Raw genomic sequence first — 26,819 nt, forward strand, 5'->3', positions numbered from 1 at the left:
ATGAATATGTTATTAAAAAAGCAAACGGTTTGGTTATTAACAATGTTAAGTTTAGTTGTTGTGTTATCGGTGTACTATATGACAACGCCAGAAAATCCTCAGAGTAATGTTGCGCTAGTAGACAATGAAAAACAAAACGAAAAGCAGGCTGATGACAAGGCTCCTGCAGAAGATACAAAACAACAGGCAGATGAGAAATCAGGAACAAAAGAAGATTCAAAAACTGAAGGCTCAGCAGAAGATGTAAAGAAGGAAACGGCTAAAAATGCAAAAGAATCAGCGGTTGTATCAAGTACAGATAGCGATGAGCTATTTACGGCGCTTCGCTTGGAATTAAATGATGAAAGAAGTCAGCTGAAAGAAGAGTATCAGGAAGTAGCGGCATCAAAAAATGTGACGCCTGCAGAAGTAAGCAAAGCGATGGATAAAATCGATGAATTATCAAAGCTTGGTGAAAAAGAAGCAACGCTGGAAACATTAATTAAAGCAAAAGGATACAGCGACGCGCTAGTAAGAGCAGATGGAAAACAAGTGCAAATTACCGTTAAGACAGAAAAACACTCAAAAACAAAAGCAAATCAAATCATTCAGCTAGTCAAAAAAGAAATGGGGCCAAAAGAAGTAGCGGTAGAGTTTCAGCCAACTAAATAAAGGGAATAAAAGAAGTGTAGAACAGCCGCAAATTGGGGTTGTTTACACTTCTTTTTTTATGAAATGACTAAAATCTAAGCGAGACGGTAAAAATTTTAACATGGCTTTCTTTTTTTACTTCGGTTATAATAGGTTTCATAATCTTATATTAGTACTAGGTGACAAATGTTTTCATACGTATTGTCATCTGTAAAGCTATGTTTCCATTTATAAAACGATAACGCTAAAAAGTTATTATAGAGTAAGTGGAACTTCTTTTTAATGTTTGCCAAACGAATTGAATGGCTGTAGCCATTTATCGTATTATTAACATTGTAGAGAATTCTATTTTCATGAGGTAGGAGTGTTCAATATGTTAAAAATTCAAGAGATCCGTGAGATCATTAAACTAGTTGATCAATCATCAATCGAGGAGTTCACCTATGAGCACGAAGGCTCCAAAATCAAGATGAAGAAAAAAGACGCAATTGTTTCCAAACAAGCGCAGCAAGTAGTGGTTTCGGCACCTGAACAAGTGGCAGCACCTGCACCGCAGGCAGCAGCGGCTCCAGCGCCAGCCCCGGCAGCACAGTCTGCACAGCCAAAAGAAGAACAAGCGGCCCCAGCGGTTGATGAAAGCTTACATAAAATTACATCTCCAATGGTAGGGACATTCTATGCGTCATCATCGCCAGAAACAGATGTATACGTAACGCCTGGAGATAAAGTACAAAAAGATTCGGTTGTATGTATCGTAGAAGCAATGAAATTATTTAATGAAATCGAAGCAGAAGTTAAAGGTGAAATCGTTGACGTATTAGTTGAAAATGGACAACTTGTAGAATACGGTCAACCTCTTTTCTTAGTAAAGCCTGAATAAGGAGCGGTAAATATGATTAAAAAGCTATTAATTGCGAATCGAGGAGAAATTGCGGTTCGAATTATTCGAGCGTGTAAAGAGTTAGGTGTAGAATCAGTAGCTGTTCATTCTCAAGCTGATCGCGAATCTTTGCATGTACAATTAGCAGACGAAGCGTATTGTATTGGACCAACGTCATCTAAAGACAGCTATTTAAACTTTACAAACATCATGAGCGTTGCGATGCTAACGGGCTGTGACGCCATTCACCCTGGATACGGCTTTTTAGCTGAAAACGCTGATTTTGCAGAGCTATGCAGAGAGTGTAACGTTACATTTGTAGGACCAAGTCCTGAAGCCATTAACAAAATGGGAACAAAAGACGTAGCGAGAGAAACGATGCGTGAAGCCGGTGTCCCAATTGTTCCTGGTTCAACTGGAATTGTAGAGTCAGTAGAAGACGGTATGTCAATCGCTAATGACATTGGCTATCCTGTTATTATTAAAGCAACGGCAGGAGGCGGAGGAAAAGGAATCCGCGTTGCGAAAAATGAACAAGAGCTTATTAAAGGTATTACAATTACGCAGCAAGAAGCTGCTACAGCTTTCGGTAACCCTGGTGTGTACATTGAGAAGTTCATTGAGGATTTCCGTCACGTTGAGATCCAAGTGTTGGCTGATTCTCATGGAAATACTGTACATTTAGGAGAGCGTGATTGCTCGATTCAACGCCGTCTTCAAAAATTAATTGAAGAAACACCTTCTCCAGCGTTAGACGAAAAAACGCGTGAATTAATGGGCGACGCTGCTGTTAAAGCCGCGCAAGCCGTTAATTACACAGGAGCCGGAACCGTGGAATTCATTTATGATTACCGTGAAAATAAATTTTACTTCATGGAAATGAATACGCGTATCCAAGTAGAACATCCTGTTACAGAGATGGTGACAGGAGTTGACTTAATTAAAGAACAAATCAAAGTGGCAAATGGTGAAACTTTACCGTTTACGCAAGAAGAAGTGACATTTAACGGATGGGCAATTGAGTGCCGAATCAACGCAGAAAACCCAGAGAAAAACTTTATGCCATCACCAGGTACGATTCAAATGTACTTGCCGCCAGGCGGCTACGGAGTGCGCGTAGACTCTGCTGCATACCCGGGCTATGCAATCCCACCTTACTATGATTCAATGGTGGCTAAATTGATTGTTCATGCGCCAACTCGTGAGGAAGCTATTGAACGAATGAAGCGCGCGTTAGATGAATTTGTTATCGATGGCGTTGCGACCACTATTCCTTTTCACCAAAAGCTATTAAATCATGAAAAATTTGTTAGCGGTGAATTCAACACGAAGTTTCTTGAGCTATATGACGTAATGAATTCTTAGTATAATATAAACTATAGGAGGTGCTGTACATGAATGAAAATCATGTATTAGAAATGGAAGAACACCCAAATTCTCTTGGCAAAGTAGAAATTGCTCCTGAGGTTATTGAAGTCATTGCGGGTATTGCTGCTTCTGAAGTAGAAGGCGTTTCTGCAATGAGAGGAAATTTTGCAGCTGGCGTTGTGGAGAAACTAGGAAAGAAAAACCACGGTAAAGGTGTAAAAGTGGACTTAACAGAAAACGGGATAAAAGTAGACGTATTTTGTATGATGAAGTTTGGTGTGTCTATTCCAAACGTAGCGCAGCAAGTACAAGATAACATTCGTCAAGCCCTTAAAAATATGACAGCTATTGATCTCGATGAAGTAAACATTCATATCGTAGGGATTCAGTTTGATACGCAAAGAACTGATATTGAAGAAGTTGAATAAAACAAACGTTTACCTAACGGCTGTTGCTAAAATGGAATAACGTATGATTACTTGTTCCTTTTCAACACAAGCTATGGTAAAGTGAAAAAGACTGTCTCGTCATAAAGACGGTCTTTTTCGTGTTCTACAAACTTCGTATAAGAACAATGAAGTATCGTTTCATAAACTATGCTATTATCTAGGTATACTAGTTGAAGAAGATAAATAAAGGAGCAAAAATAATGAAAAGACATACAGCACGCCAAAAAGCACTACAAGCACTATTTCAGCATGATTTAGGGCAAACCGAGCCAATGGAGGCAATCGGAAATGTTGTACAAAATGAAAAGTCTGATCAATTTTTAGAAAGTCTCGTGCTAGGTGTGGTTGAGCATCAGCAAGAAATTGATGAACTTTTACGCAATCACTTAGAAAAGTGGACGTTAGATCGCGTAGCTACTGTAGACCGCGTTATCCTGCGTATTGCCGTATACGAAATGAAGTATGAAGAAGAAATTCCTACGAGCGTTACGTTAAATGAAGCGATTGAATTAGCAAAAACATTTGGCGATGATCAATCAAGCAAGTTTATCAATGGCGTATTGTCTAAAGTGTTAACAGCTTTATCTAAATAAACGTTCATCTTGCCAAATCAAGTGACTAACATGCTTCTCTCCTTTATATAAAGGGGAGAGGGTGACTGCAAAGGAGGCGAAATGATGAGTGAAGTGCGTTATCTAACCGTTACGGCTCTTACACGATACATCAAGCGCAAGTTTGACGTAGACCCTCACATGCAAGATGTATGGATTAAAGGAGAAATTTCTAACTTTAAACGTCATAGTCGAGGACATATGTATTTCACCTTAAAAGATCAAAATGCTCGTATCGCAGCCGTTATGTTTGCTGGGCATAACCGTCAGCTTAATTTTCAGCCTGAAGAAGGAATGAATGTACTTATTCGAGCTGAAATTTCGGTTTATGAACCAAGCGGAAATTATCAAATGTACGTAAAAGAAATGCAGCCTGACGGCGTTGGAAACTTATACTTGGCCTACGAACAGCTGAAAAAAAAGCTGGAAAAAGAAGGCTTGTTTGATCCTGCCAGAAAACGAAAACTTCCGAAGTATCCAACAACAATAGGTGTGATTACATCTCCTACTGGAGCCGCCGTACGTGATATTATTACGACATTAAAGCGCAGATATAACGCGAACATTATTGTTATGCCCGCTCTTGTTCAAGGAGTGAATGCGGCACCGTCTATCATAAAGGCAATTGAAGAAGCGAACCGTCGTAAAGAAGCAGACGTATTAATTGTCGGCCGCGGTGGCGGGTCAATTGAAGAGCTTTGGGCGTTTAACGAAGAAAGCGTTGCTCGCGCAATTTTCACTTCTACTATTCCCGTTATTTCAGCGGTTGGACATGAAACCGATTTTACAATTGCAGACTTTGTAGCAGATCTGCGAGCCCCTACTCCAACGGGTGCTGCGGAGTTGGCTGTACCTCATATCAGTGAAATTACGGAAAGGTTGACTCAGCGAAATATCCGTCTTCTTCGTTCGATGAAAGAGATGCTTCAGTCTAGTAGCCGCAGGCTTGAACGATCTCAGAAATCATATGCTTTTCGTTATCCCCAAAAGTTGGTCGAGCAAAAAGAGCAGCAGTTAGATCAGCTGATGGAGCGTTTTTATCGTGAAGGTAGAAGGTACATTGAGCATAAACGGACGAACTACGAGCAGCTAACAGCCGCTTTGTTGCGCAATCACCCCGAGCATCAGTTAACGAAAGCCGCAGACCGTCAACAGCAGTTGACGAAAATGCTGACAAAAGAGATGCAGCAGCTGCTAAAGCAAAAACAGCTTTTATTTGCCACGGCAACGTCAAAATTACATACGCTTAGTCCATTAAAAACAATGGAAAGAGGCTACAGCTTGGTATACGATAAAGAAAAAGAGTTAATTAAATCAACCAAACAAGTATCCAAAGGTGATGTAGTAAACGTTCGTTTGACCGATGGACAGTTGCAGTGTGAAGTTTCGAAAATAGAGGAGCGATGAAAAATGGCGACAAATAAAGAGTATACGTTTGAAGAGGCGATGGAGCAGTTAGAAACCATCGTAAATAAGCTAGAAGAAGGCGACGTGCCTTTAGAAGAAGCAATTCAACAATTCCAAGAAGGAATGACTCTTTCAAAATTCTGTCACGATCGTCTTCAGCATATTGAAAAACAAATGGAAACTATTTTACGTGAAGACGGAACGCTTGAGCCATTCTCGGTACAGGAGGAAGAGTGATGGTGAATGAAATGAATTTAAAAGAGTATATTTCTTTTACAAAAGATCGAGTAGAAACACGCTTGCCTGAAGTCGTAAAAGCATTACATGCTCCGGTTAACTTAAAGGAATCCATGCTTTACTCGCTTACGGCAGGAGGAAAGCGACTTCGCCCAGTGCTGTTGTTTGCAACGCTACATGCATTTGGAAAAGACGAGAGCATGGGATTAGAAACAGCCTGTGCAGTGGAAATGATTCATACATATTCGCTCATTCACGATGATTTACCTAGTATGGATGATGACGACTTAAGAAGAGGAAAACCGACCAATCACAAAGTGTACGGCGAAGCAACGGCTATATTAGCTGGAGATGCTCTTTTAACAAATAGCTTTCAGCTCATTTCTGAGGCGGCACACCCTGAAATTACATCACATATGAAACTTGAACTCATTACAGAACTGGTAAAAGCAAGCGGAACAGAAGGTATGATCAGCGGACAGGTTGCAGATATGGAAGGCGAAAAAAAGCAGCTCACGCTAGACGAGCTTGAATATATTCACCTTCATAAAACGGGGAAGCTGCTAGGATTTTGTGTAAAAGCAGGAGCAATTCTTGCAAAAGCTACGCCTCTACAGCAAGAATTATTAGAAGAATTCAGTAAGCATGTAGGGTTAGCGTTTCAAATTCAAGATGATATCTTGGATGTGGAAGGGTCTGAAGAAAAGTTAGGAAAGCCAATTGGCAGTGATACAGAAAATGAAAAAACGACATATCCTTCTTTATTAGGTATGGAAGCGGCCAAAGAAAAGTTACAGTATCATGTTGAACAAGCACTTCTTTCGTTACGTCAAGCTCAAATTAAGCACGGATTACTAGAAGAAATTTGTTTATATATAGCAAAACGTGATAGTTAATGACGATTTCTGTCAGGTTTTTTGAGTGATACAGTAAAATAAGATTGAGTCCCAATAGGGGCTATGCTATAATGATTTTACTACTGTATAAAAGCGTAGTGCATAGGTTTGAAAGACATATACAATATCTTGGTGGCCGTTATCACATTTGTGTTAGCGGCTATTTTTTCACTGTTTTCCTTTGAATATCACTGGTTTACTGATAGAATATCAAAGGTATTGTAAGTAATAAGGAAATACTAAAAATTGACTATACGTATAAAACAATAGACAATGTATTAAGGTAACTTTATAACAAGTACGAAAGTGAGTGATCCACCTTGGATCTTACAACGATAAAAAATCCTGAGTTTTTAAAGAAGATGTCAGTAACACAATTAGAAGAACTAAGTGAAGAGATTCGTCGTTTTTTAATTACAAAGCTTTCTGCAACTGGTGGTCATATAGGGCCAAATTTGGGGGTTGTTGAGTTAACGCTTGCACTCCATAAAGTGTTCGACAGTCCAAAAGATAAATTTTTATGGGACGTCGGGCATCAGTCATATGTCCATAAAATTTTAACAGGACGAGCGGGAGAGTTTGATACAATCCGTCAATATAAAGGGTTATGCGGTTTTCCGAAGCGAGATGAAAGTGAGCATGATGTATGGGAAACGGGACATAGTTCTACATCTCTTTCAGCCGCAATGGGAATGGCTGCAGCAAGAGATTTGCAAAAAACAAAAGCGCACATTGTTCCTATCATTGGTGACGGAGCTTTAACAGGTGGTATGGCTCTTGAAGCGCTTAACCACATCGGGCACGAGCAAACGGATATGACCGTTATTTTAAATGACAATGAAATGTCTATCGCTCCTAATGTGGGGGCTGTACACAGCATTCTGGGACGTTTGCGCACGGCGGGCAAATACAACTGGGTAAAAGATGAGCTTGAAGTCTTACTGAAAAAAGTGCCTGCGGTAGGCGGTAAGCTTGCGGCAACGGCAGAACGTGTAAAAGATGGCCTAAAGTACATGGTTGTGTCAGGCATGTTCTTTGAAGATCTTGGCTTTACGTATTTAGGGCCGGTTGACGGCCATAGCTATGACGATTTATTGGAAACGTTACAATATGCAAAGAAAACAAAAGGACCGGTACTGATCCATGTGATTACGAAAAAAGGGAAAGGGTACTTGCCAGCGGAAAGCGATAAAAGCGGAGCGTGGCATGGTACAGGCCCATATAAAATTGAGTCCGGTGACTTTATTAAAGACAAAAATGTTCCGATTGCTTGGAGTAAATTAGTAAGTGATACGGTATTGAAAATGGCTAGAGAAGATGAGCGTATCGTAGCAGTAACGCCAGCAATGCCTGTAGGTTCAAAACTTGAAGCGTTTCAAAAAGAGTTTCCGCATCGCATGTTTGATGTTGGGATTGCAGAGCAGCATGCTACAACAATGGCAGCGGGTCTTGCAACTCAAAATATGAAGCCCTTTTTAGCTATTTATTCTACGTTTTTACAGCGTGCATACGATCAAGTGGTTCATGATATTTGCCGCCAGAAGCTAAATGTATTTATTGGGATTGATCGCGCTGGGCTAGTAGGTGCTGATGGTGAAACGCATCAAGGCGTGTTTGATATTGCATTCTTACGTCATTTGCCTAACCTTGTTATTATGATGCCAAAAGATGAGAATGAAGGCCAGCACATGGTTCATACTGCTTTGACTTATGAAGAAGGTCCGATTGCCATGCGCTATGCGAGAGGAAACGGATTAGGTGTTGAACTAGATTCAGAACTGAAAAACATTCCGATCGGTACATGGGACGTATTAAAAGAAGGTTCAGATACAACCATTTTAACGTTTGGTACAACGATTTCAATGGCGATGGATGCAGCAGCAGAACTTGAGAAGCAAGGAATCAGCGTCAAAGTGGTCAATGCTCGTTTTATTAAACCGCTGGATGAAAAAATGCTTCACGAAATTTTCCAAACTAATAAGCCTGTGATTACGGTGGAAGAAGCGGTACTTCAAGGCGGTTTTGGAAGCTCGGTGTTAGAGTTTGCATCAGAGCACGGCTATTATGATACGCGCGTTGAACGTATGGGGATTCCAGATCGCTTTATCGAGCACGGCAGCGTAACAAAACTTTTAGAAGAAATTGGCTTAACCAAAGAAGAGATTATAAATCGAGTTAAAAAACTCGTAACACCAATACAAAAGAGGCTTGAAGTTAAGTGACAAAAAAAGAACGAGTAGATGTATTATTAGTAGAAAGAGGTTTGATTGAAACAAGAGAAAAAGCAAAGCGTACAGTGATGGCAGGACTTGTTTATGCGAATGAAGTCCGTTTGGATAAGCCGGGAGAGAAAATTGAACGTGATACGCCGCTGACAATTAAAGGTGCAGTGATGCCTTATGTCAGCAGAGGCGGCTTTAAGCTTGAAAAAGCAATTAAAGAATTTAATGTCCATGTAGCGGATAAAATCATGATTGATATTGGTTCTTCTACTGGAGGCTTTACCGATTGTGCGCTTCAAAATGGAGCGAAGATGTCCTATGCGCTAGACGTAGGCTATAATCAGCTAGCTTGGAAGCTTCGTCAGGATGAGCGAGTAGAAGTAATGGAACGAACAAATTTCCGTTATGTGACCCCAGCTGATTTATCAAGAGGCTTGCCTGAATTCGCTTCTATCGATGTATCATTTATTTCCTTAAGACTCATTCTCCCTGTGTTAAAAACACTTCTTGTTCCACACAGCGATGTTGTTGCGCTTGTTAAGCCCCAGTTTGAGGCTGGAAGAGAGCAAGTTGGGAAAAAAGGAATCGTGCGTGACTCAAAAGTGCATGAAGAAGTCCTTCAAGGCATGGTGGATTTCTCCCTTCGTCAAGGGTACGATGTATATAACATGTCGTATTCACCGATAACAGGAGGAGATGGAAATATCGAATTTCTTCTTCACCTTCGCTGGAAAGGCGAGCGTGAACTTGGTGACAATCAAGCTCCGCTTACTGTGCGTGAAGTGGTCGAAGAAGCACATAAAACGTTAAAAGAGAAAAAGTAATAATGGCCAATGTTAAGCAAAGACTTAGCATTGGCGATTTGATTATGACTCTTTATACAAAAGGTGCATAATCAAGTTGAACACATTATGATACTTAATTAGTGAAAGACTTATAAACAACAAAACAAAAAGAAGATTACATATTAATGTGAGGTGCCAACATGAATAAAGGGCAAAGACATATTAAAATTCGTGATATTATCACGAATAATGATATTGAAACACAGGATGAATTGGTAGATATTTTAAAAAACCAAGGTTTTAATGTAACACAGGCAACAATCTCTCGTGATATTAAAGAACTGCACTTAGTCAAAGTGCCTTTGATGGACGGTCGATACAAATACAGTTTGCCTGCAGATCAGCGTTTTAATCCCTTACAAAAGTTAAAGCGCTCTCTTATGGACGCATTTGTAAAAATTGATTCAGCCGGGCATATGTTGGTGATGAAAACATTACCGGGAAATGCAAATGCGATTGGCGCATTAATTGATCATTTGGACTGGGACGAAATATTAGGAACAATTTGTGGAGACGATACATGTTTGATTATTTGCCGTACTCCTGAAGATACGCAAATTATATCAGACCGATTCTTAGAAATGTTATAAAGGTGAGTGAAGCAGGTTGTTAGCTGAATTATCCATTAAAAATTTTGCGATTATTGATGAACTTTCTGTTTCATTTGAAAAAGGCTTAACGGTATTAACAGGTGAAACAGGAGCGGGAAAGTCAATTATTATTGATGCCATTTCATTGTTAGTAGGTGGAAGGGGCTCTTCGGAGTTCGTCCGCCACGGAACAGACAGAGCCGAAATCGAAGGGCTTTTCTTATTTGATGAAGAACAGCATCCAAGTCATGAAAAAGCTAAACAAGTCGGTTTAGAAGTGGAAGATGGAATGATTGTGCTTCGCCGAGACATTACCACAAATGGGAAAAGTATTTGCCGGATCAACGGTAAGCTCGTCACGTTAGCTATCCTACGTGAAGTCGGACAAACGTTAATTGATATACATGGACAGCACGAGCACCAAGACTTAATGAATCAAGATCGTCATTTAACTCTTCTTGATCAGTATGGAGGAGAACAAGTAGAAGAGGCTTTGACGGAGTATCGAGAGGTATTTTCGAGGTATACATCGTTAAAAAAACAGTTGGATCAATTAACTGAAAATGAGCAGCAGATGGCGCACCGCCTAGATCTTATTCAATTTCAATTAGATGAAATCAAAGCGGCAAATTTGCAGCTGAACGAAGACGAGGAACTAAATGAAGAGCGCTTGAAGATTTCTAACTTTGAAAAGATCTATACGTCATTAAACGATGCGTACAATGCGCTGCACGGTGAGCATCAAGGTTTAGATTGGGTAGGCGTAGCCATGAATCATACGGAGGATATTTCGTCACTGGAAAAAAACTATGCCGATATTTCTGAAATCATTTCATCGAGTTTCTATCAGCTAGAAGACGCGTCTTATAAAATTCGTCAGCAGCTTGATTTATTAGAATTTGATCCCAAACGCTTAGACTTTATTGAAGCGCGTTTAAATGAAATTAATCACTTAAAGCGTAAATACGGTCAAAGCGTAGATGAAATTCTAGAATATGCTGCACAAATTGAAGATGAAATTGATCGTATTGAAAATCGAGATACGCATGTGAGCAAGATCAAAGAACAGTTAGACAGCGTAGCGCAGGATTTATTAGTAGAAGCTAACAATGTTTCAACTATTCGAAGAAAACTTGCTCAAGAGTTAACGGATAGCATCCATCATGAGCTTCAAGAACTTTATATGGCTAAGACCGTATTTCAAATTAAATTCTCTGTCGTAAATGCAGGTAAAAATGACGTTGAAGTAAATGGAGAAAGAATAAAATTCACAAAAGACGGCATTGACAGCGTAGAATTTTATATTTCTACCAATCCAGGTGAACCGTTAAAGCCTCTTGCAAAAGTAGCTTCAGGAGGAGAGCTTTCAAGAATTATGCTGGCGTTAAAGAGCATTTTTTCTAAGCATCAAGGTGTGACGTCCATTATCTTTGATGAAGTTGATACAGGCGTAAGTGGAAGAGTAGCTCAATCGATCGGTGAAAAGATCCATGCCATTTCTGTTGATTCACAAGTTCTCTGTATATCTCATCTGCCGCAGGTAGCAGCTATGGCAGATACTCACCTCTTTATCGCTAAAGAGATAAAAGGTGATCGTACAACGACGTCTGTTCTGCCATTAACTCTTGATGAAAAAGTAAAAGAAATTGGTCGAATGATTGCAGGAGCTGAAATTACAAGCTTAACGAAGGAACATGCCAAAGAGCTTTTAGATTTAGCGGATAAGATGAAGCAGACCATGTAACAAAACACCTTTTAACACGTAACAGTATGTGTTAAAGGTGTTTTTTTATACAAAATGGAGGAACTGAAAATGTTTCCTTGCACTTCTTTTCATTTTTCTCGGAACTTCTGTTATAAATGCGCTCTAAGAAGGCTAAATTAAATGTGTAGCCATTTAGGCGAGGAAGCGAGGAGAGTGAAAACATGCAAAATCGATACAGACATATAATTGGTGCGATTCTCCTTGTTTCGTTCATTTTTGTAGGATTTATTCCAGTTGTGCAACAATATATACACATTCCAAAACAAATCGTCTTATTTGAACAGCAAAAAGAAAAAATTAATACGACATTACCGCTTAGCGTAGAAGCTTCATCACCTGTTTACGATGTAACAAGTAACAAGGCGAAGCTGACCGTAGCAGGCAAACAGGTAGGCAAAGAAGAGTTGATGCTTCATTTGGCCGGTATTCCTGTAAAGCGTGTAGACGTGCAGGTATTATCTGATTTTAAAGTCATTCCAGGTGGACAATCAATCGGTGTGAAATTAAATTCAAAGGGTGTTCTTGTTGTAGGCTATCATCAGGTAGATACAGCAAAAGGTAAAAAATCTCCTGGCGAGATTGCGGGTATTCAAGTTGGAGATATGATTACGAAGATTAATGGTAAAACCATTGAAAAAATGAGTGATATTACACCGTTTATTCAGCAGGCAGGGAAAACGGGTGAACCATTAAATCTGCATATTTTAAGAGAAAAAAAGCAGTTTGACACTAAGCTGTATCCGTTAAAAGATAAGCAGGATTATGCTTACAGAATCGGTTTATACATCCGTGATTCAGCTGCAGGAATTGGCACAATGACTTTTTATGATCCAAAATCTAAAAAATACGGCGCTTTAGGCCACGTTATTTCGGATATGGATACAAAAAAGCCAATCGTAGTAGAAGATGGACAAATTGTCCGTTCGACTGTGACATCAATTGAGAAAGGTTCGAACGGCGTTCCCGGTGAAAAGCTAGCGAGGTTTTCTGAAGATAGACAAATCATTGGAAATATTACACGAAATAGTCCTTTTGGTATTTTTGGAAAATTGTCTTCAACGATGGAAAACGGAATAATGGATAAAGCGATGCCAATTGCTCTATCTCATCAAGTAAAAGAAGGACCGGCTAAAATTCTAACGGTAGTAGATGATGATCAAGTGGAAGAATTTGATATTGAAATTATGAGTACTATACCTCAAAAGTTTCCGGCTACTAAAGGAATGGTTATTAAAATTACAGATCCTAAATTGTTAAAGAAAACAGGTGGAATTGTTCAAGGAATGAGCGGGAGTCCGATTATTCAAAACGGTAAAGTCGTTGGAGCAGTTACCCATGTTTTTGTGAATGATCCTACCTCGGGTTACGGTGTCCATATTGAATGGATGCTTAACGAAGCAGGAATCGATATTTATAAAAATAATCGAAAAAAAGCGAGCTAATGTTGTCATTAGTTCGCTTTTTTTGATAAAAATTATTGTCGTAAATGTACGAGAAAAACGTCGAAAAACAAAGAAAATAAGAGAAAATCGAATAAATTCCATTTAAAAGACTTTTTTCTAAAAAAATAAAGGAAATAATGTTGCATTGTCGAATTTGTCCTTTAGAATAAAGAATAGAGACACGTAGGAAACGACGTATAACATAAAGGACTGAGGAGGAAGCTGCATTGAAAAAAATTAAAGTATGCTTGGTTGATGATAATCGGGAACTAATTGGTTTGCTTGAAGATTATATTTCAGAGCAAGAAGACATGGAAGTAATCGGAGTAGCTTACAATGGACAAGAGTGTTTATCCATTTTAAAAGATAAAGATCCGGATGTTCTTGTATTAGACATTATTATGCCGCATCTAGATGGATTAGCAGTTTTAGGTCAGTTAAAAGAAATGAAAAAAGAAAATTATCCAAATGTCATTATGCTAACAGCATTTGGGCAAGAAGACGTAACGAAAAAAGCAGTTGATTTAGGAGCTGCTTATTTTATTCTAAAACCGTTTGATATGGAAAACTTAGTGAATCATATTCGCCAAGTTAGCGGACAAACATCTTCATTTATGCAACGTTCATCTTCTTCCATGCGTTCACATCGCGACAGCAAACCAGCAAATTTAGATGCAAGCATTACGAGCATCATTCACGAAATTGGCGTGCCTGCTCATATCAAAGGCTATTTATATTTAAGAGAAGCCATTTCAATGGTATATAAGGATATTGAGCTGCTTGGGTCGATTACAAAAGTACTGTATCCTGATATTGCAAAAAAATATAATACAACAGCAAGCCGCGTTGAGCGCGCCATTCGTCATGCTATTGAAGTAGCATGGAGCCGAGGAAACATTGATTCTATTTCTTCATTATTCGGATATACTGTCAGCATGTCAAAAGCGAAGCCGACAAACAGTGAATTTATCGCCATGGTTGCGGATAAATTACGCCTTGAACATAAAGCGAGTTGAAAGGGATAGGACTGCTGGAATTACGGGGTTTTGAGTGAGCTGATACCTTTTGTAATACAGAGTACATGCCGATAAACTTTTGGAATTTACACTAGATATTAAACTGAAAACCAATAAACTTTTTACTGCAGGGCCGATGAATTTTAATCATTCATGGGTCCTTTTATTTTGGTTTGAGAGATGAAGGTATTGAGGTTAACGGGAACGTGCATCTTGTTTCTCTTCATATCAGTAGCGGGGTATTTTATTGGGATAATTTATTTAATTGTTATGAGGGCTTTGTGTTTGAAAAAAGATTTAGAAGATGCATAAAAAAATTTATCTACATATCTTAAATGGGATATGCATAAGTAAATGATAAAAAGCAGCCTTCAGAAAAGGCTGCTTTTTCTAATCCATTAATTTAGCAATCGGTTTTGAAAGGAATAAAACAATAATTCCAAGTACAATTGTCACAGCACCGATTAAGCTGAAGATGTCGAAATAACCTAACGACTGTGTATAAGATGCCAGAACACCCGCTAGTTTATTAGCAACAGCAGAGCTTGCCATCCATACGCCCATTAACAGAGAAGCAAGTTTTAATGGAGCCAGTCTACTTACCATAGACAACCCTACTGGCGAAATCATAAGCTCAGCCAGCGTGTGCAGGAAGTAAGTGAAAATCATGAACAGGATATTTACTTTTAAAGCTGGGTCATTACCAGTATACATAACGGCTGGAATTAAAATTAAGAATCCTAATCCAACTGTTACAAGTCCCATACCCATTTTTGTTGGCGTTTTGAAATCACCGCGTTTTGAATTTCCTAGCTTGTACCAAACAAGTGACATAATTGGTGCTAAAATCATGATAAACAGTGGATTCAACGATTGGAACCACTCTGTTGGAACCGTGAAACCGCCTATTTGACGATCAATTTGATCTTGAGCATATAGCGTTAAAGAACTTCCAGCCTGTTCAAAAGCTGTCCAGAAAGCAATAACAACAAAGGCTAGAATAACGATAGCAACCGTTCTTTTCTTTTCTCGTACTGTCAGAGGAGCAGCTGATGTTTGAGATGCTGCTGCATGAACTTTTCCTGTAGGTTCTTTCCCAATATCACCTAAATAGCGATTAGCCAGTAGGTTAAATAAAATTTGTCCAACAACCATTCCAATAGCTGCTGTTAAAAATCCGTATTTGTAACTCATTAATCCAACAACTAGCGGCGCGAAAAATGCACCAAAGTTAATACCCATATAAAAAATAGTGAAAGCACCGTCACGGCGAGGATCATTTTCTTCATACAGATCTCCCACTAATGTGGAGATATTTGGTTTGAAAAATCCGTTTCCGATAATTAATAAAGCAAGTCCGATATACAAAGCGGCTACGCTTTGATGAATGAAGATGGAAAAATTCCCGAGCGCCATAATCACACCACCGATCGTGATGGCTAGCCTTCTTCCGAGGAAGCGGTCTGTTAAATATCCGCCAATCATCGGCGTAATGTAAACAGCACTAGTGAATGTTCCATATAAGCTCAGTGCAGTTGCTTTATCTACCCCGAGTCCACCTTGAGCAGCGGTAGCAGTTAAATAAAGAACCAGAATGGCTCTCATTCCATAATAACTAAATCTTTCCCATGCCTCAGTAGCGAATAACAAGTACAGTCCAGGAGGGTGTTTTTTCCTAGACTCCTTTGGCTGCTGATTTTCGTGTTGTACAGCTGCTTGCATAATGAAGTCCCCCTAAAATTTTTCTCATACTATTTAATTCTTTTGTTTGAATTGATCAAAAAATCAGAATATAAGTACTGGAATAAATATAATGTATTTTTATTTTAGTAGAAAAATAATAATTTCGTCAATGAAATTATATGGAAAAATCAAAAAATAATTAAATATACACAAAAAAGCATTAAATTACTTATTTGAAAGCATTTTTAAAAATACATTTATATTATTAAATATTCTAATATATGTTATAGGGAATGAAAAGAGAAGGTAATACTATTTTTTGAAATGAAAACTCGAAAGAAAAAAGGATCTGTTATTCAGATCCTTTTTTATCTTCGTCCGCATTTAGTTCAGCGAGTTTTTGCAGTAAAATATGCTGAGGCATATGCATTAATTGCTCGAGAGGGATATTCAATTGTTCGGCTAATTTTACGGCTGTATCCGGTGAAATTTGCAGTGGTCTCATACACAACAACCTCCTTTTGCATATAAAGTAATGAAAGTGAAAAAGTATAAACAGTAAATTCGTGCTTTCACTATTAAGTAATGCTAAAGTTAATAATAAGTGATAATAGAGGAGTTGAGCAAGTATGTTTGTAATAGGTCATCGCGGCGCAGCTGGAACGTTCCCTGAAAATACGATGATTTCCTTCAAAGAAGCAGCGAGAGTTGGAGCACATGGAATTGAACTTGATGTGCATATGACAAAGGATGGAGAACTTGCTGTAATTCATGATGAAAAAGTAGATCGAACGACGAATGGAAAAGGGTATGTAAAAGATTTTACGTATCAAGAGTTACAAAAATTAGATGCGAGCTATAAATTCAAAAAAAAGTATGGAGTATGTAAAATCCCCGCGTTAAATGAAGTAATGGAGTGGGCTTCAAGTGAAGGAATTAGTGTAAATATTGAGTTAAAAAACAATATATTTGACTATCCATACTTGGAAATGAAAGTCCTGGATTTAATTTATTTATACAAGATGAAGGACCGAACGATGATTTCATCTTTTAATCATAACAGCTTAGCCCGAATTGGTTCTTTGGATTCTACGATTGAAACAGCTATTTTATATTCTTATCCGATGTATGAGCCTTGGGTATATGCGCAGCATCTTGGCGCAAAAGCTCTTCACCCTAATCAGCGTACCGTGAATGAAGTAAATGTAGCCGCTTCAAAAGATTGTCAAATTCCAGTGCGGCCTTACACAGTAAATGATGTAAAAGTAGCCGAGCAGCTTCGGAAATATGGATGTGAATCCATTATTACTGATTATCCTGAAAAAATGGTGAAGCAATTTGGAGGGCGTTTTTCGTAAAAAAACATCGCATTAATGCGATGTTTTTTTATCTTTTTGAAATCTGTTTTGAACTTTGTTTCGCTTGCGGTCTCTGTGCAGAATAAAGCCAGCAACAAATCCAAGGCCGATTACAAATAACAGAAGGCCGACTGAAAATTGCAAAAATAAAGAAGGGAACGGGGATTGCAGGATGCCAAAAAGCATATCTCTCATCAGTTTAATGCCATATCCAGCGAGTATACCAGGAATAAGTAAGATTAGCAGTGCGATAATTCGAACCATAACTGCTCCTTTCGCTTCTCTTTTTTAAAAATGAATGCGTTTACATTATGAAACCGTTATACTTGAATCATAAAAGAACTAAATAAATTGTCAAGAGCGTTTCTTTTTTTATATGATAGGTATATGCAATATTTTGCACGGAATATGTACATATTAAGTAGAAAAGGTGAAAAAATATGCAAAATGTGTTGATCGTTGGAGGAGGAAAAGGCGGATTAGCTATTCTGAAAATCTTGTTGGAAACCGAATTTATGAAAGTGATTGGTGTAGTAGACGTACGAGCTAACGCGCCGGCTGTTTTGCATGCGCAAGGACAAGGTATTTCAACCGGAATGAATTGGGAGCCTTATATGACAAAGCAGCTTGGCGTCATTGTTGAAACAACAGGTAAACAAGGCGTTTTTCAACAATTGCAGAGAAGCAAACCTGCTGATGCACTGGTGGTTCCGGGATTGGTTGCTGAAATTATGGCCAATCTGATGGAGGAAAAAGAAGAGTTAATTCAGCGGTTAAAGCAAGAATCGTATAAATATGATCTTATTTTTAACGCGGCTCATGATGCGATGGTCGTGATTGATAGGAATGGATATATTACGCTATTTAATCAAAGTGCCGAGCGGTTGACGAACTTTTCGCACAGAGATGTAATTGGTAAGCATCTTCATGAAGTCATTCCAAATAGTAAACTTGTTGATGTTCTTCATACAAAAACGATTGATCAAAATAGTGAATTTGTGTTAGATAGCGGACGGAAGGTAATTACGACTAGAATACCAATACTCGACGAGAATAGAGAGCTGTTTGGGGCCTTTTCGATTTTTAAAGATATTACGGACGTTGTGGGGTTGGCAGAAGAAGTTACGAACTTAAAAGAAGTACAAACTATGCTTCAAGCTATTATTCAATCTTCTGAAGAAGCTATTTCGGTTGTAGATGAAGAAGGAAGAGGGATTTTAATTAATCCTGCTTATACGAGAATTACGGGTTTAAAAAAGACGGATATTATTGGTCAGCCCGCGACTGCCGATATCTCTGAAGGAGACAGTATGCACATGAAGGTGCTGCAAACAAGACGTCCTGTTCGAGGTGTAAGAATGAGGCTTGGTCCGAGTAAAAGAGACGTAGTTGTGAATGTTGCCCCCGTTATTGTCGATGGGAAATTAAAAGGAAGCGTTGGCGTTATTCATGATATGTCTGAAATTCAAGAGCTTACAAATGAACTCAAAAGAGCGCGTCAAATTATCCGAACGCTTGAAGCGAAATATTCATTTGCTGATATCATTGGTCAGTCTGAAGAATTTCAGCTAGCAATTGAGCAGGCTAGACTTGCTGCTAAAACACCAGCTACTGTTTTGCTTAGAGGTGAATCTGGAACGGGTAAAGAGCTGTTTGCACATGCAATTCATAATGCGAGCAGCCGAAAGTTTAATAAATTTGTTCGGATCAACTGTGCTGCGCTTTCTGAGTCTTTGCTTGAAAGTGAACTTTTTGGGTATGAAGAAGGAGCTTTTTCCGGGGCAAAACGAGGCGGGAAACGAGGCGTTTTTGAAGAAGCCAATAACGGTAGCATCTTTTTAGATGAAATCGGGGAGCTCTCAGCTCATATGCAGGCTAAGCTGCTTCGGGTGCTTCAAGAAAAAGAGCTTATTCGCGTTGGAGGAACGACTCCTGTTCCGGTGAATGTTCGCGTTATTGCAGCTACGAATGTGAATTTAGAAAAAGGAATGGCTGATGGAAGCATCAGGCAGGACTTGTATTATCGGCTAAACAAAATTCCGATTCACATACCTCCTCTTCGGAAGAGAAAAGAGGATATTGGAGCACTTGTTACGCATTTAATTACAAAAATTAATCAAGATTACGGCCGGCATGTTGAAGGGGTAACAGAGCGGGCTTTACAATCATTAAGATCATACGACTGGCCAGGAAACGTCAGAGAGCTTGAAAACATATTAGGCAGAGCCATTATTTATATGCACTATACGGAAACAATGATTGATTCTGTTCATCTCCCTTCACTTGAAGGCAAGGGCAAAAAAGAAAAAAATCAGATGAACGAAGAGGTAGTATTCGAAGGGAAAACTTTGGCGCACATGATGGAAAATTATGAAGCTGAACTTATTCAAAAAGTGTTGCTTGCAAACGAGTATAACCGAACGAAAACAGCAAAACAGCTCAATATTTCCCTGCGTTCTCTGTATTATAAGTTGGAAAAATACAATCTTGCAAATAACAGCATGCAATAAAATGCATGGTGTGCAATTTATTGCATATAAATAGAGAGGTATTCTTTTTTTCTGTTTGTTGTTAGAATCAATAAAAAAAATTTTTTGTGCGTAAGAACGGATATAAGCAGCTATATTATGTAATATATGCAGGGGATGGCACAAATCTTGCATGTATTTTAGATGACTGCATAAATGCGCAGTATGCTCTTTAAAAAGGGGCAAAAGAAAGAATGAAAAAGGAGAGGTCGAACATTCCATGACTCTTGCTACCATCTTATCTCGGGTTGCTAAGCAGTCTTCTTTGACTGTTGCTGTTGCTGCAGCTGAAGACTTAGAAACAATTGAGGCAGTGTATGAAGCTGTGTCAAGGGAAGTTTCTGAATTTATTTTGTTTGGCAACGAAACGACAATTAATGAATTATTCAGGCATTACCGCCCATCCTTACTCACTCATAAGGCTGTGACGGTCGTACATACGGAGTCCGTTTTAGAAGCGGCTCAATTGGCTGTGCGTTCAGTTCAGCAAGGTCAAGCTCATATCGTAATGAAAGGGAATTTATCCACATCGCTTATTTTAAAAGCTGTGTTAAATAAAGAGCATGGTTTGCGTACGGGAAATGTTTTATCACATGTAGCGGTGTTTGACGTTCCTTACTATGACCGCCCTATTCTTGTAACAGATGCAGCTATGAATATTACGCCATCTCTGGAAGAGAAAGTTCAAATCATTCAAAACGCGGTGAACGTTGCTCACTCAATTGGGATAGAGGTACCCAAAGTAGCTCCTATTGCAGCGGTTGAAGTTGTGAACCCTTTGATGCCTGCAACAGTAGAGGCTGCACTTCTTACACAGATGAACCACAGAGGACAAATTAAAGGCTGCGTTATTGATGGACCTTTAGCACTCGACAATGCCATTAACATAGAAGCAGCCAAGCAAAAAGGCATTCAAAGCGAAGTTGCCGGTCAAGCAGATATATTACTCGTTCCAGCAATTGAAACTGGGAACGTCTTATATAAATCCCTTATTTATTTTGCTAAAGCAAAAGTTGGAGCTATTCTAGCGGGGGCAAAAGCTCCGGTCGTCTTAACATCCAGAGCAGATTCATCAGAAAGTAAATTATACTCACTGGCGCTCGCTATCAGCGTCGCTCAACAGAATTCTTAGGAGGCACTAACAATGAAAATTTTTGACTATATGGAAACATACGATTATGAGCAGTTATTATTTTGCCAAGATAAAGATTCAGGCTTAAAAGCCATTATTGCAATTCATGATACAACAATTGGACCAGCTCTAGGCGGTACGAGAATGTGGACATATGAATCAGAAGAGGCTGCAATTGAAGATGCGCTTCGTTTATCACGCGGAATGACTTATAAAAATGCAGCAGCAGGCTTGAATTTAGGCGGAGGGAAAACGGTTATTATCGGAGATCCTCGCAAAGACAAAAACGAAGCGATGTTCCGTGCATTTGGTCGCTTTATTCAAGGATTAAACGGTCGATATATTACAGCAGAAGATGTGGGCACAACGGTAGAGGATATGGATATTGTATATGAGGAAACGGATTATGTAACGGGTGTATCTCCTGCTTTTGGTTCATCAGGCAATCCATCACCTGTCACAGCCTACGGTGTATACCGAGGAATTAAAGCAGCAGCAAAAGAAGCATTTGGAACAGATATGCTTGAAGGAAAAGTAGTAGCTGTCCAAGGCGTAGGAAACGTAGCATATAATTTATGCCGCCACCTTCACGAAGAAGGAGCGAAACTTATTGTAACGGATATTAATAAAGAAGCTGTTCAGCGTGCGGTAGAAGAATTTGGTGCGCAAGCAGTAGACCCAAATGATATTTATGGTGTAGAATGTGATATCTATGCTCCTTGTGCACTCGGAGCAACGATTAACGATGAAACGATCCCTCAAATAAAAGCAAAAGTTATTGCAGGGGCAGCTAATAATCAATTGAAAGAAACGCGTCATGGTGATTTAATTCATGAATTAGGCATTGTATATGCACCGGACTACGTTATTAACGCAGGAGGCGTTATTAACGTAGCTGATGAGCTAGTTGGATATAACCGTGAGCGTGCGCTGAAAAAAGTTGAAGGTATTTATGATAATATTGAAAAGGTAGTTGAAATCTCAAAACGAGATGGCATTCCAACCTATCTAGCAGCAGATCGCTTAGCTGAAGAAAGAATTGAAAAGCTGCGTCGTTCACGCAGTCAATTTTTACAAAATGGACAGCATATTTTAAGTAGACGTCATACGCGCTAATGTTTGAGCTGAAGGCTGGGCAAAAGGAATAAATGAAATCCTTTCGACCTAGCCTTCGTTTATGAGAATGATAAGGTAGGAGGACATGTGTTGGATATGCACGAATATCGAATGCTGATAATAAATCCGGGTTCAACGTCCACAAAAATTGGCGTGTTTCACAACGATAAACCAATTTTTGATCGAACAATCCGCTACGATTCACAGCAAATGAATCAGTTTGAGACGATATATGCACAGTATGAGTTCCGTAAAAATTCGATTTTAGAGGCACTTGATGAAGAAGGGATTAATTTATCTAAATTAAGTGCAGTATGTGGAAGAGGAGGGCTTTTACGCCCCATTGAAGGCGGCACATACGAAGTAAATCAAGCCATGCTCAAAGATTTAAAAGACGGTTATGCCGGCCATCATGCTTCAAATTTAGGCGGGATTTTAGCGTTTGAGATTGGGTCTGGATTAAATATTCCAGCGTACATTGTTGATCCAGTGGTGGTAGATGAGCTAAGTGACATCGCTCGTATCTCTGGAACTCCTTTTATGGAAAGGAAAAGCATCTTTCACGCGCTGAATCAAAAATCGGTTGCTCGAAAAGTGGCTAAAGAAATGAACAGCACATATGAACAAATGAACGTTATTGTTACCCATATGGGCGGAGGCATTACAGTTGGAGTCCATCAAAGCGGAAAAGTAATTGATGTGAACAATGGTCTGCACGGTGACGGTCCTTTTAGTCCAGAGCGCGCTGGCGGTGTACCGGTTGGTGAATTAGTTCGTCTTTGCTTTTCAGGTCAGTATTACCGTGAGGAGATTATGAAAATGCTTGTAGGAAAAGGCGGGCTTGTCGGTTATTTGGGCACATCTGACGTGCAGAAAGTCGAAGAGTTAGTGAAAAATGGAAACGAAAAAGCTAAGCTTATCTACGAAGCAATGGCTTATCAAATTTCGAAGGAAATTGGAGCTGCCAGTACGGTTTTGTATGGAAAAGTAGATGCCATTATTTTAACGGGAGGCATTGCTTATTCAAAGGCGTTTGTTGAGCTGATTATTAATCATGTAAAGTGGATTGCAGATGTCATTGTTTATCCTGGAGAAAATGAGCTTCAAGCGCTAGCAGAAGGGGCTCTCCGAGTGCTTACAGGTGAAGAAGAAGTGAAGGAATATAAAGGCGCTTAATAGCGTTTGCAGAAAGGTGTGAAGCAGTGTGGCAAAAGAATATGATTTGGTCATTCTCGGCGGTGGAACCGGAGGGTACGTAGCAGCTATTCGTGCCTCTCAGTTAGGTCTATCAGTAGCGGTTGTGGAAAAAAATAAGTTAGGCGGCACATGCCTGCACGCAGGTTGTATCCCAAGCAAAGCTTTACTAAGAAGTGCAGAAGTCTATCAAACGGCTAAGAAAAGCAGTGAATTTGGCGTAGAAACGTCCAATGTACTATTGAACTATGCACGTGTACAAGAACGAAAGTCAGAAATTGTTTCACAGTTACATAATGGTGTCAAACAGCTAATGAAAAAAGGTAAAATTGACGTATATGAAGGGATTGGACGTATTTTAGGACCTTCTATCTTTTCTCCTATGCCAGGAACCATCTCCGTCGAATTAAAAAGCGGTGAAGAAAACGAAATGCTTATTCCAAAGAATGTAATTGTCGCAACAGGGTCTCGTCCTAGAACATTACCTGGTTTAACGATTGACGGAGAGAAAGTAATCACTTCAGACGAAGCATTAAAGATGGAAACACTTCCTGCTTCTATTATTATTGTGGGAGGCGGCGTCATCGGAATTGAATGGGCGTCAATGCTCACAGATTTTGATGTTGATGTAACGGTTGTTGAATACAGCGATCGAATTTTACCAACAGAAGATCAAGATATCTCCCGTGAAATGACGAAGCTTTTAAAAGCAAAAGGAGTTACTATTATTACTTCTGCTAAAGTAATGGCTGATACACTGTCTATTGATGGTCAGGTAAAAATTTCGGCTCAAGTAGGAGACGATATGCAAGAATATGAAGCAGAAAAGCTGCTTGTATCTGTAGGGCGTCAAGCGAATGTCGAAGGAATTGGTCTCGAGAATACCGATATTGTAGTAGAAAACGGTGTGATTGCCACGAATGATTTCTATCAAACGAAAGAATCTCATATCTACGCAATTGGAGATGTGATTGGCGGACTGCAGCTTGCACATGTAGCTTCTCACGAAGGAATTGTAGCTGTTGAGCATTTACACGGTGAAAAGCCTTTGAAGATTGATTATAGAACAATCTCTAAATGCGTATACAGCAGCCCGGAGGCAGCAAGTGTAGGATTAACAGAACAAGAAGCCAAACAGCAAGGGTTTCAGCTGAAGGTTGGAAAGTTTCCGTTTAAGGCCGTTGGAAAAGCTCTTGTATATGGAGAGGCAGAGGGATTTGTTAAAATTATTGCTGATGCCGACACAAATGATGTCCTTGGTGTGCATATGATTGGACCTCACGTGACGGATATGATCTCTGAAGCGGGTCTTGCAAAGGTATTGGATGCTACACCATGGGAAATTGCTCATACCATTCATCCTCACCCTAGCCTTTCAGAAGCGATGGGAGAAGCTTCATTAGCTGTAGATGGAAAAGCGATTCATTTTTGATGATTAAAGGAGGTTTAAACATGACAAAAAACCGTCATGAATCATTAGGATTAACTGATGAACAAGTACTTGAAATGTACCGCACTATGCTGCTTGCACGAAAAATTGATGAGCGTATGTGGCTGTTAAACCGTGCAGGGAAGGTGCCTTTTGTTATTTCATGTCAAGGTCAAGAAGCCGCTCAGGTTGGCGCAGCTTTTGCCTTAAACAGAGAGAATGATTACATATTACCTTATTACCGCGATCTGGGTGTTGTGCTAGCATTTGGAATGACCGCCCGCGATTTAATGCTTTCTGGGTTTGCTAAAGCAGAAGATCCAAACTCAGGAGGTCGTCAAATGCCAGGTCACTTTGGCCATAAGGAAAAGCGAATTGTAACAGGATCTTCTCCAGTTACAACACAGGTGCCTCATGCAGTAGGAATCGCTTTAGCAGGACGATTGGAGAAAAAAGACTTAGTCACGTTTGTCACGTTTGGAGAAGGATCTTCTAACCAAGGAGATTTCCACGAAGGCGCGAACTTTGCAGGTGTTCATAAGCTTCCTGTTATCTTTATGTGTGAAAATAACAAGTATGCGATTTCTGTTCCGGTTGAAAAGCAGCTAGGATGCGCAAAAGTATCTGATCGTGCGATTGGATATGGCATGCCAGGCTACACAATCGATGGAAACGACGTACTTGAAGTATACCGAGTGGTAAAAGAAGCAAGAGATCGTGCATCCAGAGGAGAAGGACCTACTCTTATTGAAACTGTTTCAGAACGTTTGACTGCCCATTCAAGTGATGACGATGATCGTGCATATCGCGGAGCAGAAGAATTGTCTGAAGCTAAAAAGAGCGATCCGCTTGCGTACTTTGCGACTTATTTAAAAGAGGTTAACGTGTTAACCGATGAACGAGAAAAACAAATGCTTGATGATATTATGAATATCGTTAATGATGCAACAGATTATGCTGAAAACGCTCCTTATGCAGAAGCGGAATCAGCTTTAAAATACGTGTACGGTGAGTAAGGAGGAGAACATATGCCGGTTATTTCATATATTGATGCAGTAACAATGGCCATTCGTGAAGAAATGGAAAGAGATTCCCGCGTGTTTGTATTAGGAGAAGACGTAGGGAAAAAAGGCGGCGTATTTAAAGCAACCAACGGGCTGTACGAGCAGTTCGGAGAAGAAAGAGTTATTGACACACCTCTTGCAGAGTCGGCCATTGCGGGGGTAGGAATCGGAGCAGCAATGTACGGTATGCGTCCGATTGCTGAAATGCAGTTTGCTGATTTTATTATGCCTGCAGTCAATCAAATTGTGTCAGAAGCAGCAAAAATTCGCTATCGTTCTAATAATGATTGGAGTTGTCCGATTACAATTCGAGCTCCTTACGGCGGCGGAGTTCACGGTGCTCTTTATCATTCTCAATCTGTTGAAGCACTATTTGCCAATACGCCAGGGTTAAAGATTGTGATGCCTTCTACGCCTTATGACGTAAAAGGATTATTAAAAGCAGCTATTCGTGATGATGATCCAGTTCTTTTCTTTGAGCATAAGCGTGCTTACCGTTTGATTAAAGGAGAAGTCCCTGAAGATGATTATGTACTTCCGATTGGCAAAGCAGACGTAAAGAGAGAAGGAGACGACATCACGGTTATTACATATGGTCTTTGTGTACACTTTGCTCTTCAAGCTGCTGAAAAACTGGAAGCAGACGGTATTTCAGCACACATCTTAGATTTAAGAACGGTCTATCCGCTTGATAAAGAAGCTATTATTGAAGCAGCCTCTAAAACAGGTAAAGTACTGCTTTTAACGGAAGACAACAAAGAAGGCAGCATCATGAGCGAAGTAGCAGCTATTATTGCTGAACACTGCTTATTCGATTTAGACGCGCCAATTCAGCGCCTTGCTGGCCCTGATGTTCCAGCTATGCCGTATGCACCAACAATGGAAAAATATTTTATGGTGAATCCAGATAAAGTAGAAAAAGCAATGAGAGAATTAGCTGAATTTTAAAAGGAGTTG

The 26,819-nt window shown here is 39.5% G+C and carries 25 protein-coding genes; 22 read left to right on the forward strand and 3 right to left on the reverse strand.

Translation table 11 applies throughout. The features are described 5' to 3' along the window. The 14 genes from ACOZIR_RS02225 (at position 1) to spo0A (ending at position 14,358) form a co-directional block, all read left to right on the forward strand. The gene (locus tag ACOZIR_RS02225) at positions 1-651 is read left to right on the forward strand and encodes a SpoIIIAH-like family protein (protein ID WP_224357768.1); all 651 of its coding nucleotides are present in this window, start codon (positions 1-3) and stop codon (positions 649-651) included. 352 nt (positions 652-1,003) lie between these two features. Then, positions 1,004-1,510 (forward strand): acetyl-CoA carboxylase biotin carboxyl carrier protein, encoded by a 507-nt coding sequence (accB, locus tag ACOZIR_RS02230; protein ID WP_029714777.1) that lies wholly within the window; start codon positions 1,004-1,006, stop codon positions 1,508-1,510. A 12-nt stretch (positions 1,511-1,522) separates the two neighbouring features. Further along, a complete protein-coding gene (gene accC / locus ACOZIR_RS02235) occupies positions 1,523-2,875 on the forward strand; it encodes an acetyl-CoA carboxylase biotin carboxylase subunit (protein WP_045295097.1) in 1,353 nt (450 codons plus the stop codon). Positions 2,876-2,904: 29 nt separating this feature from the next. Beyond that, on the forward strand, positions 2,905-3,306 hold the full coding sequence (locus tag ACOZIR_RS02240; RefSeq protein ID WP_045295095.1) for an Asp23/Gls24 family envelope stress response protein: 402 nt from the start codon (positions 2,905-2,907) through the stop codon (positions 3,304-3,306). A 221-nt stretch (positions 3,307-3,527) separates the two neighbouring features. Continuing rightward, complete coding sequence (gene nusB, locus ACOZIR_RS02245) at positions 3,528-3,920, forward strand: transcription antitermination factor NusB (RefSeq protein ID WP_045295094.1); 393 nt, start codon at positions 3,528-3,530, stop codon at positions 3,918-3,920. An 84-nt stretch (positions 3,921-4,004) separates the two neighbouring features. Further along, positions 4,005-5,345, forward strand: a complete 1,341-nt coding sequence (gene xseA / locus ACOZIR_RS02250; RefSeq protein ID WP_029714770.1) for an exodeoxyribonuclease VII large subunit — start codon at positions 4,005-4,007, stop codon at positions 5,343-5,345. Positions 5,346-5,348: 3 nt separating this feature from the next. Continuing rightward, positions 5,349-5,582, forward strand: a complete 234-nt coding sequence (locus tag ACOZIR_RS02255) for an exodeoxyribonuclease VII small subunit (RefSeq protein ID WP_013059140.1) — start codon at positions 5,349-5,351, stop codon at positions 5,580-5,582. Beyond that, positions 5,582-6,478, forward strand: coding sequence for a polyprenyl synthetase family protein (locus tag ACOZIR_RS02260; RefSeq protein WP_045295088.1), 897 nt, complete (start codon positions 5,582-5,584; stop codon positions 6,476-6,478). The genes ACOZIR_RS02255 and ACOZIR_RS02260 overlap by 1 nt, the downstream gene beginning before the upstream one ends. 320 nt (positions 6,479-6,798) lie before the next feature. Then, complete coding sequence (gene dxs, locus ACOZIR_RS02265) at positions 6,799-8,700, forward strand: 1-deoxy-D-xylulose-5-phosphate synthase (protein ID WP_045295086.1); 1,902 nt, start codon at positions 6,799-6,801, stop codon at positions 8,698-8,700. Further along, a complete protein-coding gene (locus ACOZIR_RS02270; RefSeq protein WP_029714773.1) occupies positions 8,697-9,524 on the forward strand; it encodes a TlyA family RNA methyltransferase in 828 nt (275 codons plus the stop codon). Before dxs ends, ACOZIR_RS02270 begins: the two co-directional genes overlap by 4 nt. Positions 9,525-9,685: 161 nt before the next feature. Next, positions 9,686-10,135, forward strand: a complete 450-nt coding sequence (gene ahrC / locus ACOZIR_RS02275) for a transcriptional regulator AhrC/ArgR (RefSeq protein WP_013059136.1) — start codon at positions 9,686-9,688, stop codon at positions 10,133-10,135. 16 nt (positions 10,136-10,151) lie between these two features. Continuing rightward, complete coding sequence (gene recN, locus ACOZIR_RS02280; protein WP_045295084.1) at positions 10,152-11,879, forward strand: DNA repair protein RecN; 1,728 nt, start codon at positions 10,152-10,154, stop codon at positions 11,877-11,879. Positions 11,880-12,061: 182 nt separating this feature from the next. Then, positions 12,062-13,342 carry a SpoIVB peptidase gene (spoIVB, locus tag ACOZIR_RS02285; RefSeq protein WP_028411587.1) on the forward strand — a complete coding sequence of 427 codons (1,281 nt, stop codon included), beginning with the start codon at positions 12,062-12,064 and terminating at the stop codon, positions 13,340-13,342. Between the two features lie 227 nt (positions 13,343-13,569). After that, positions 13,570-14,358 carry a sporulation transcription factor Spo0A gene (spo0A, locus tag ACOZIR_RS02290; protein ID WP_013084985.1) on the forward strand — a complete coding sequence of 263 codons (789 nt, stop codon included), beginning with the start codon at positions 13,570-13,572 and terminating at the stop codon, positions 14,356-14,358. 390 nt (positions 14,359-14,748) lie between these two features. Here spo0A and ACOZIR_RS02295 read toward each other — a convergent pair whose 3' ends face one another. Together ACOZIR_RS02295 and ACOZIR_RS02300 are read right to left on the reverse strand one after the other, a co-directional pair. Next, positions 14,749-16,080: a peptide MFS transporter gene (locus tag ACOZIR_RS02295; RefSeq protein WP_045295083.1), complete on the reverse strand. Its 1,332-nt coding sequence runs from the start codon at positions 16,078-16,080 to the stop codon at positions 14,749-14,751. Between the two features lie 313 nt (positions 16,081-16,393). After that, on the reverse strand, positions 16,394-16,546 hold the full coding sequence (locus ACOZIR_RS02300; RefSeq protein WP_080564743.1) for a YycC family protein: 153 nt from the start codon (positions 16,544-16,546) through the stop codon (positions 16,394-16,396). A gap of 124 nt (positions 16,547-16,670) precedes the next feature. Between ACOZIR_RS02300 and ACOZIR_RS02305 the strand changes: the two genes are divergently transcribed. After that, positions 16,671-17,399: a glycerophosphodiester phosphodiesterase gene (locus tag ACOZIR_RS02305; RefSeq protein WP_045295082.1), complete on the forward strand. Its 729-nt coding sequence runs from the start codon at positions 16,671-16,673 to the stop codon at positions 17,397-17,399. Between the two features lie 12 nt (positions 17,400-17,411). On the opposite strand, the gene ACOZIR_RS02310 is transcribed toward ACOZIR_RS02305, so the two are convergent. Continuing rightward, positions 17,412-17,663 (reverse strand): DUF2627 domain-containing protein, encoded by a 252-nt coding sequence (locus ACOZIR_RS02310; protein ID WP_045295081.1) that lies wholly within the window; start codon positions 17,661-17,663, stop codon positions 17,412-17,414. A 176-nt stretch (positions 17,664-17,839) separates the two neighbouring features. Between ACOZIR_RS02310 and ACOZIR_RS02315 the strand changes: the two genes are divergently transcribed. The 7 genes from ACOZIR_RS02315 to ACOZIR_RS02345 all read left to right on the forward strand — a co-directional run bounded on the left by ACOZIR_RS02315 (position 17,840) and on the right by ACOZIR_RS02345 (position 26,810). Beyond that, positions 17,840-19,909 (forward strand): sigma-54 interaction domain-containing protein, encoded by a 2,070-nt coding sequence (locus ACOZIR_RS02315; protein ID WP_045295080.1) that lies wholly within the window; start codon positions 17,840-17,842, stop codon positions 19,907-19,909. 166 nt (positions 19,910-20,075) lie between these two features. Next, complete coding sequence (gene yqiS / locus ACOZIR_RS02320) at positions 20,076-21,059, forward strand: phosphate butyryltransferase (RefSeq protein WP_340142123.1); 984 nt, start codon at positions 20,076-20,078, stop codon at positions 21,057-21,059. Positions 21,060-21,071: 12 nt separating this feature from the next. After that, positions 21,072-22,175 (forward strand): branched-chain amino acid dehydrogenase, encoded by a 1,104-nt coding sequence (gene bcd, locus ACOZIR_RS02325; RefSeq protein ID WP_013059125.1) that lies wholly within the window; start codon positions 21,072-21,074, stop codon positions 22,173-22,175. A 96-nt stretch (positions 22,176-22,271) separates the two neighbouring features. Further along, on the forward strand, positions 22,272-23,351 hold the full coding sequence (gene buk / locus ACOZIR_RS02330; RefSeq protein ID WP_421535621.1) for a butyrate kinase: 1,080 nt from the start codon (positions 22,272-22,274) through the stop codon (positions 23,349-23,351). A gap of 28 nt (positions 23,352-23,379) precedes the next feature. Next, entirely contained in the window at positions 23,380-24,801 is a 1,422-nt protein-coding gene (gene lpdA / locus ACOZIR_RS02335) for a dihydrolipoyl dehydrogenase (RefSeq protein WP_310878380.1), read from the forward strand. Between the two features lie 20 nt (positions 24,802-24,821). Then, entirely contained in the window at positions 24,822-25,814 is a 993-nt protein-coding gene (locus tag ACOZIR_RS02340; protein WP_013084976.1) for a thiamine pyrophosphate-dependent dehydrogenase E1 component subunit alpha, read from the forward strand. A 12-nt stretch (positions 25,815-25,826) separates the two neighbouring features. Then, positions 25,827-26,810 carry an alpha-ketoacid dehydrogenase subunit beta gene (locus tag ACOZIR_RS02345; protein WP_045295076.1) on the forward strand — a complete coding sequence of 328 codons (984 nt, stop codon included), beginning with the start codon at positions 25,827-25,829 and terminating at the stop codon, positions 26,808-26,810. The last annotated feature ends 9 nt before the right edge of the window (positions 26,811-26,819 follow it).

The sequence above is a fragment of the Priestia sp. D3YE.R1 genome, from assembly GCF_049199565.1.
GTDB lineage: Bacteria > Bacillota > Bacilli > Bacillales > Bacillaceae_H > Priestia > Priestia aryabhattai.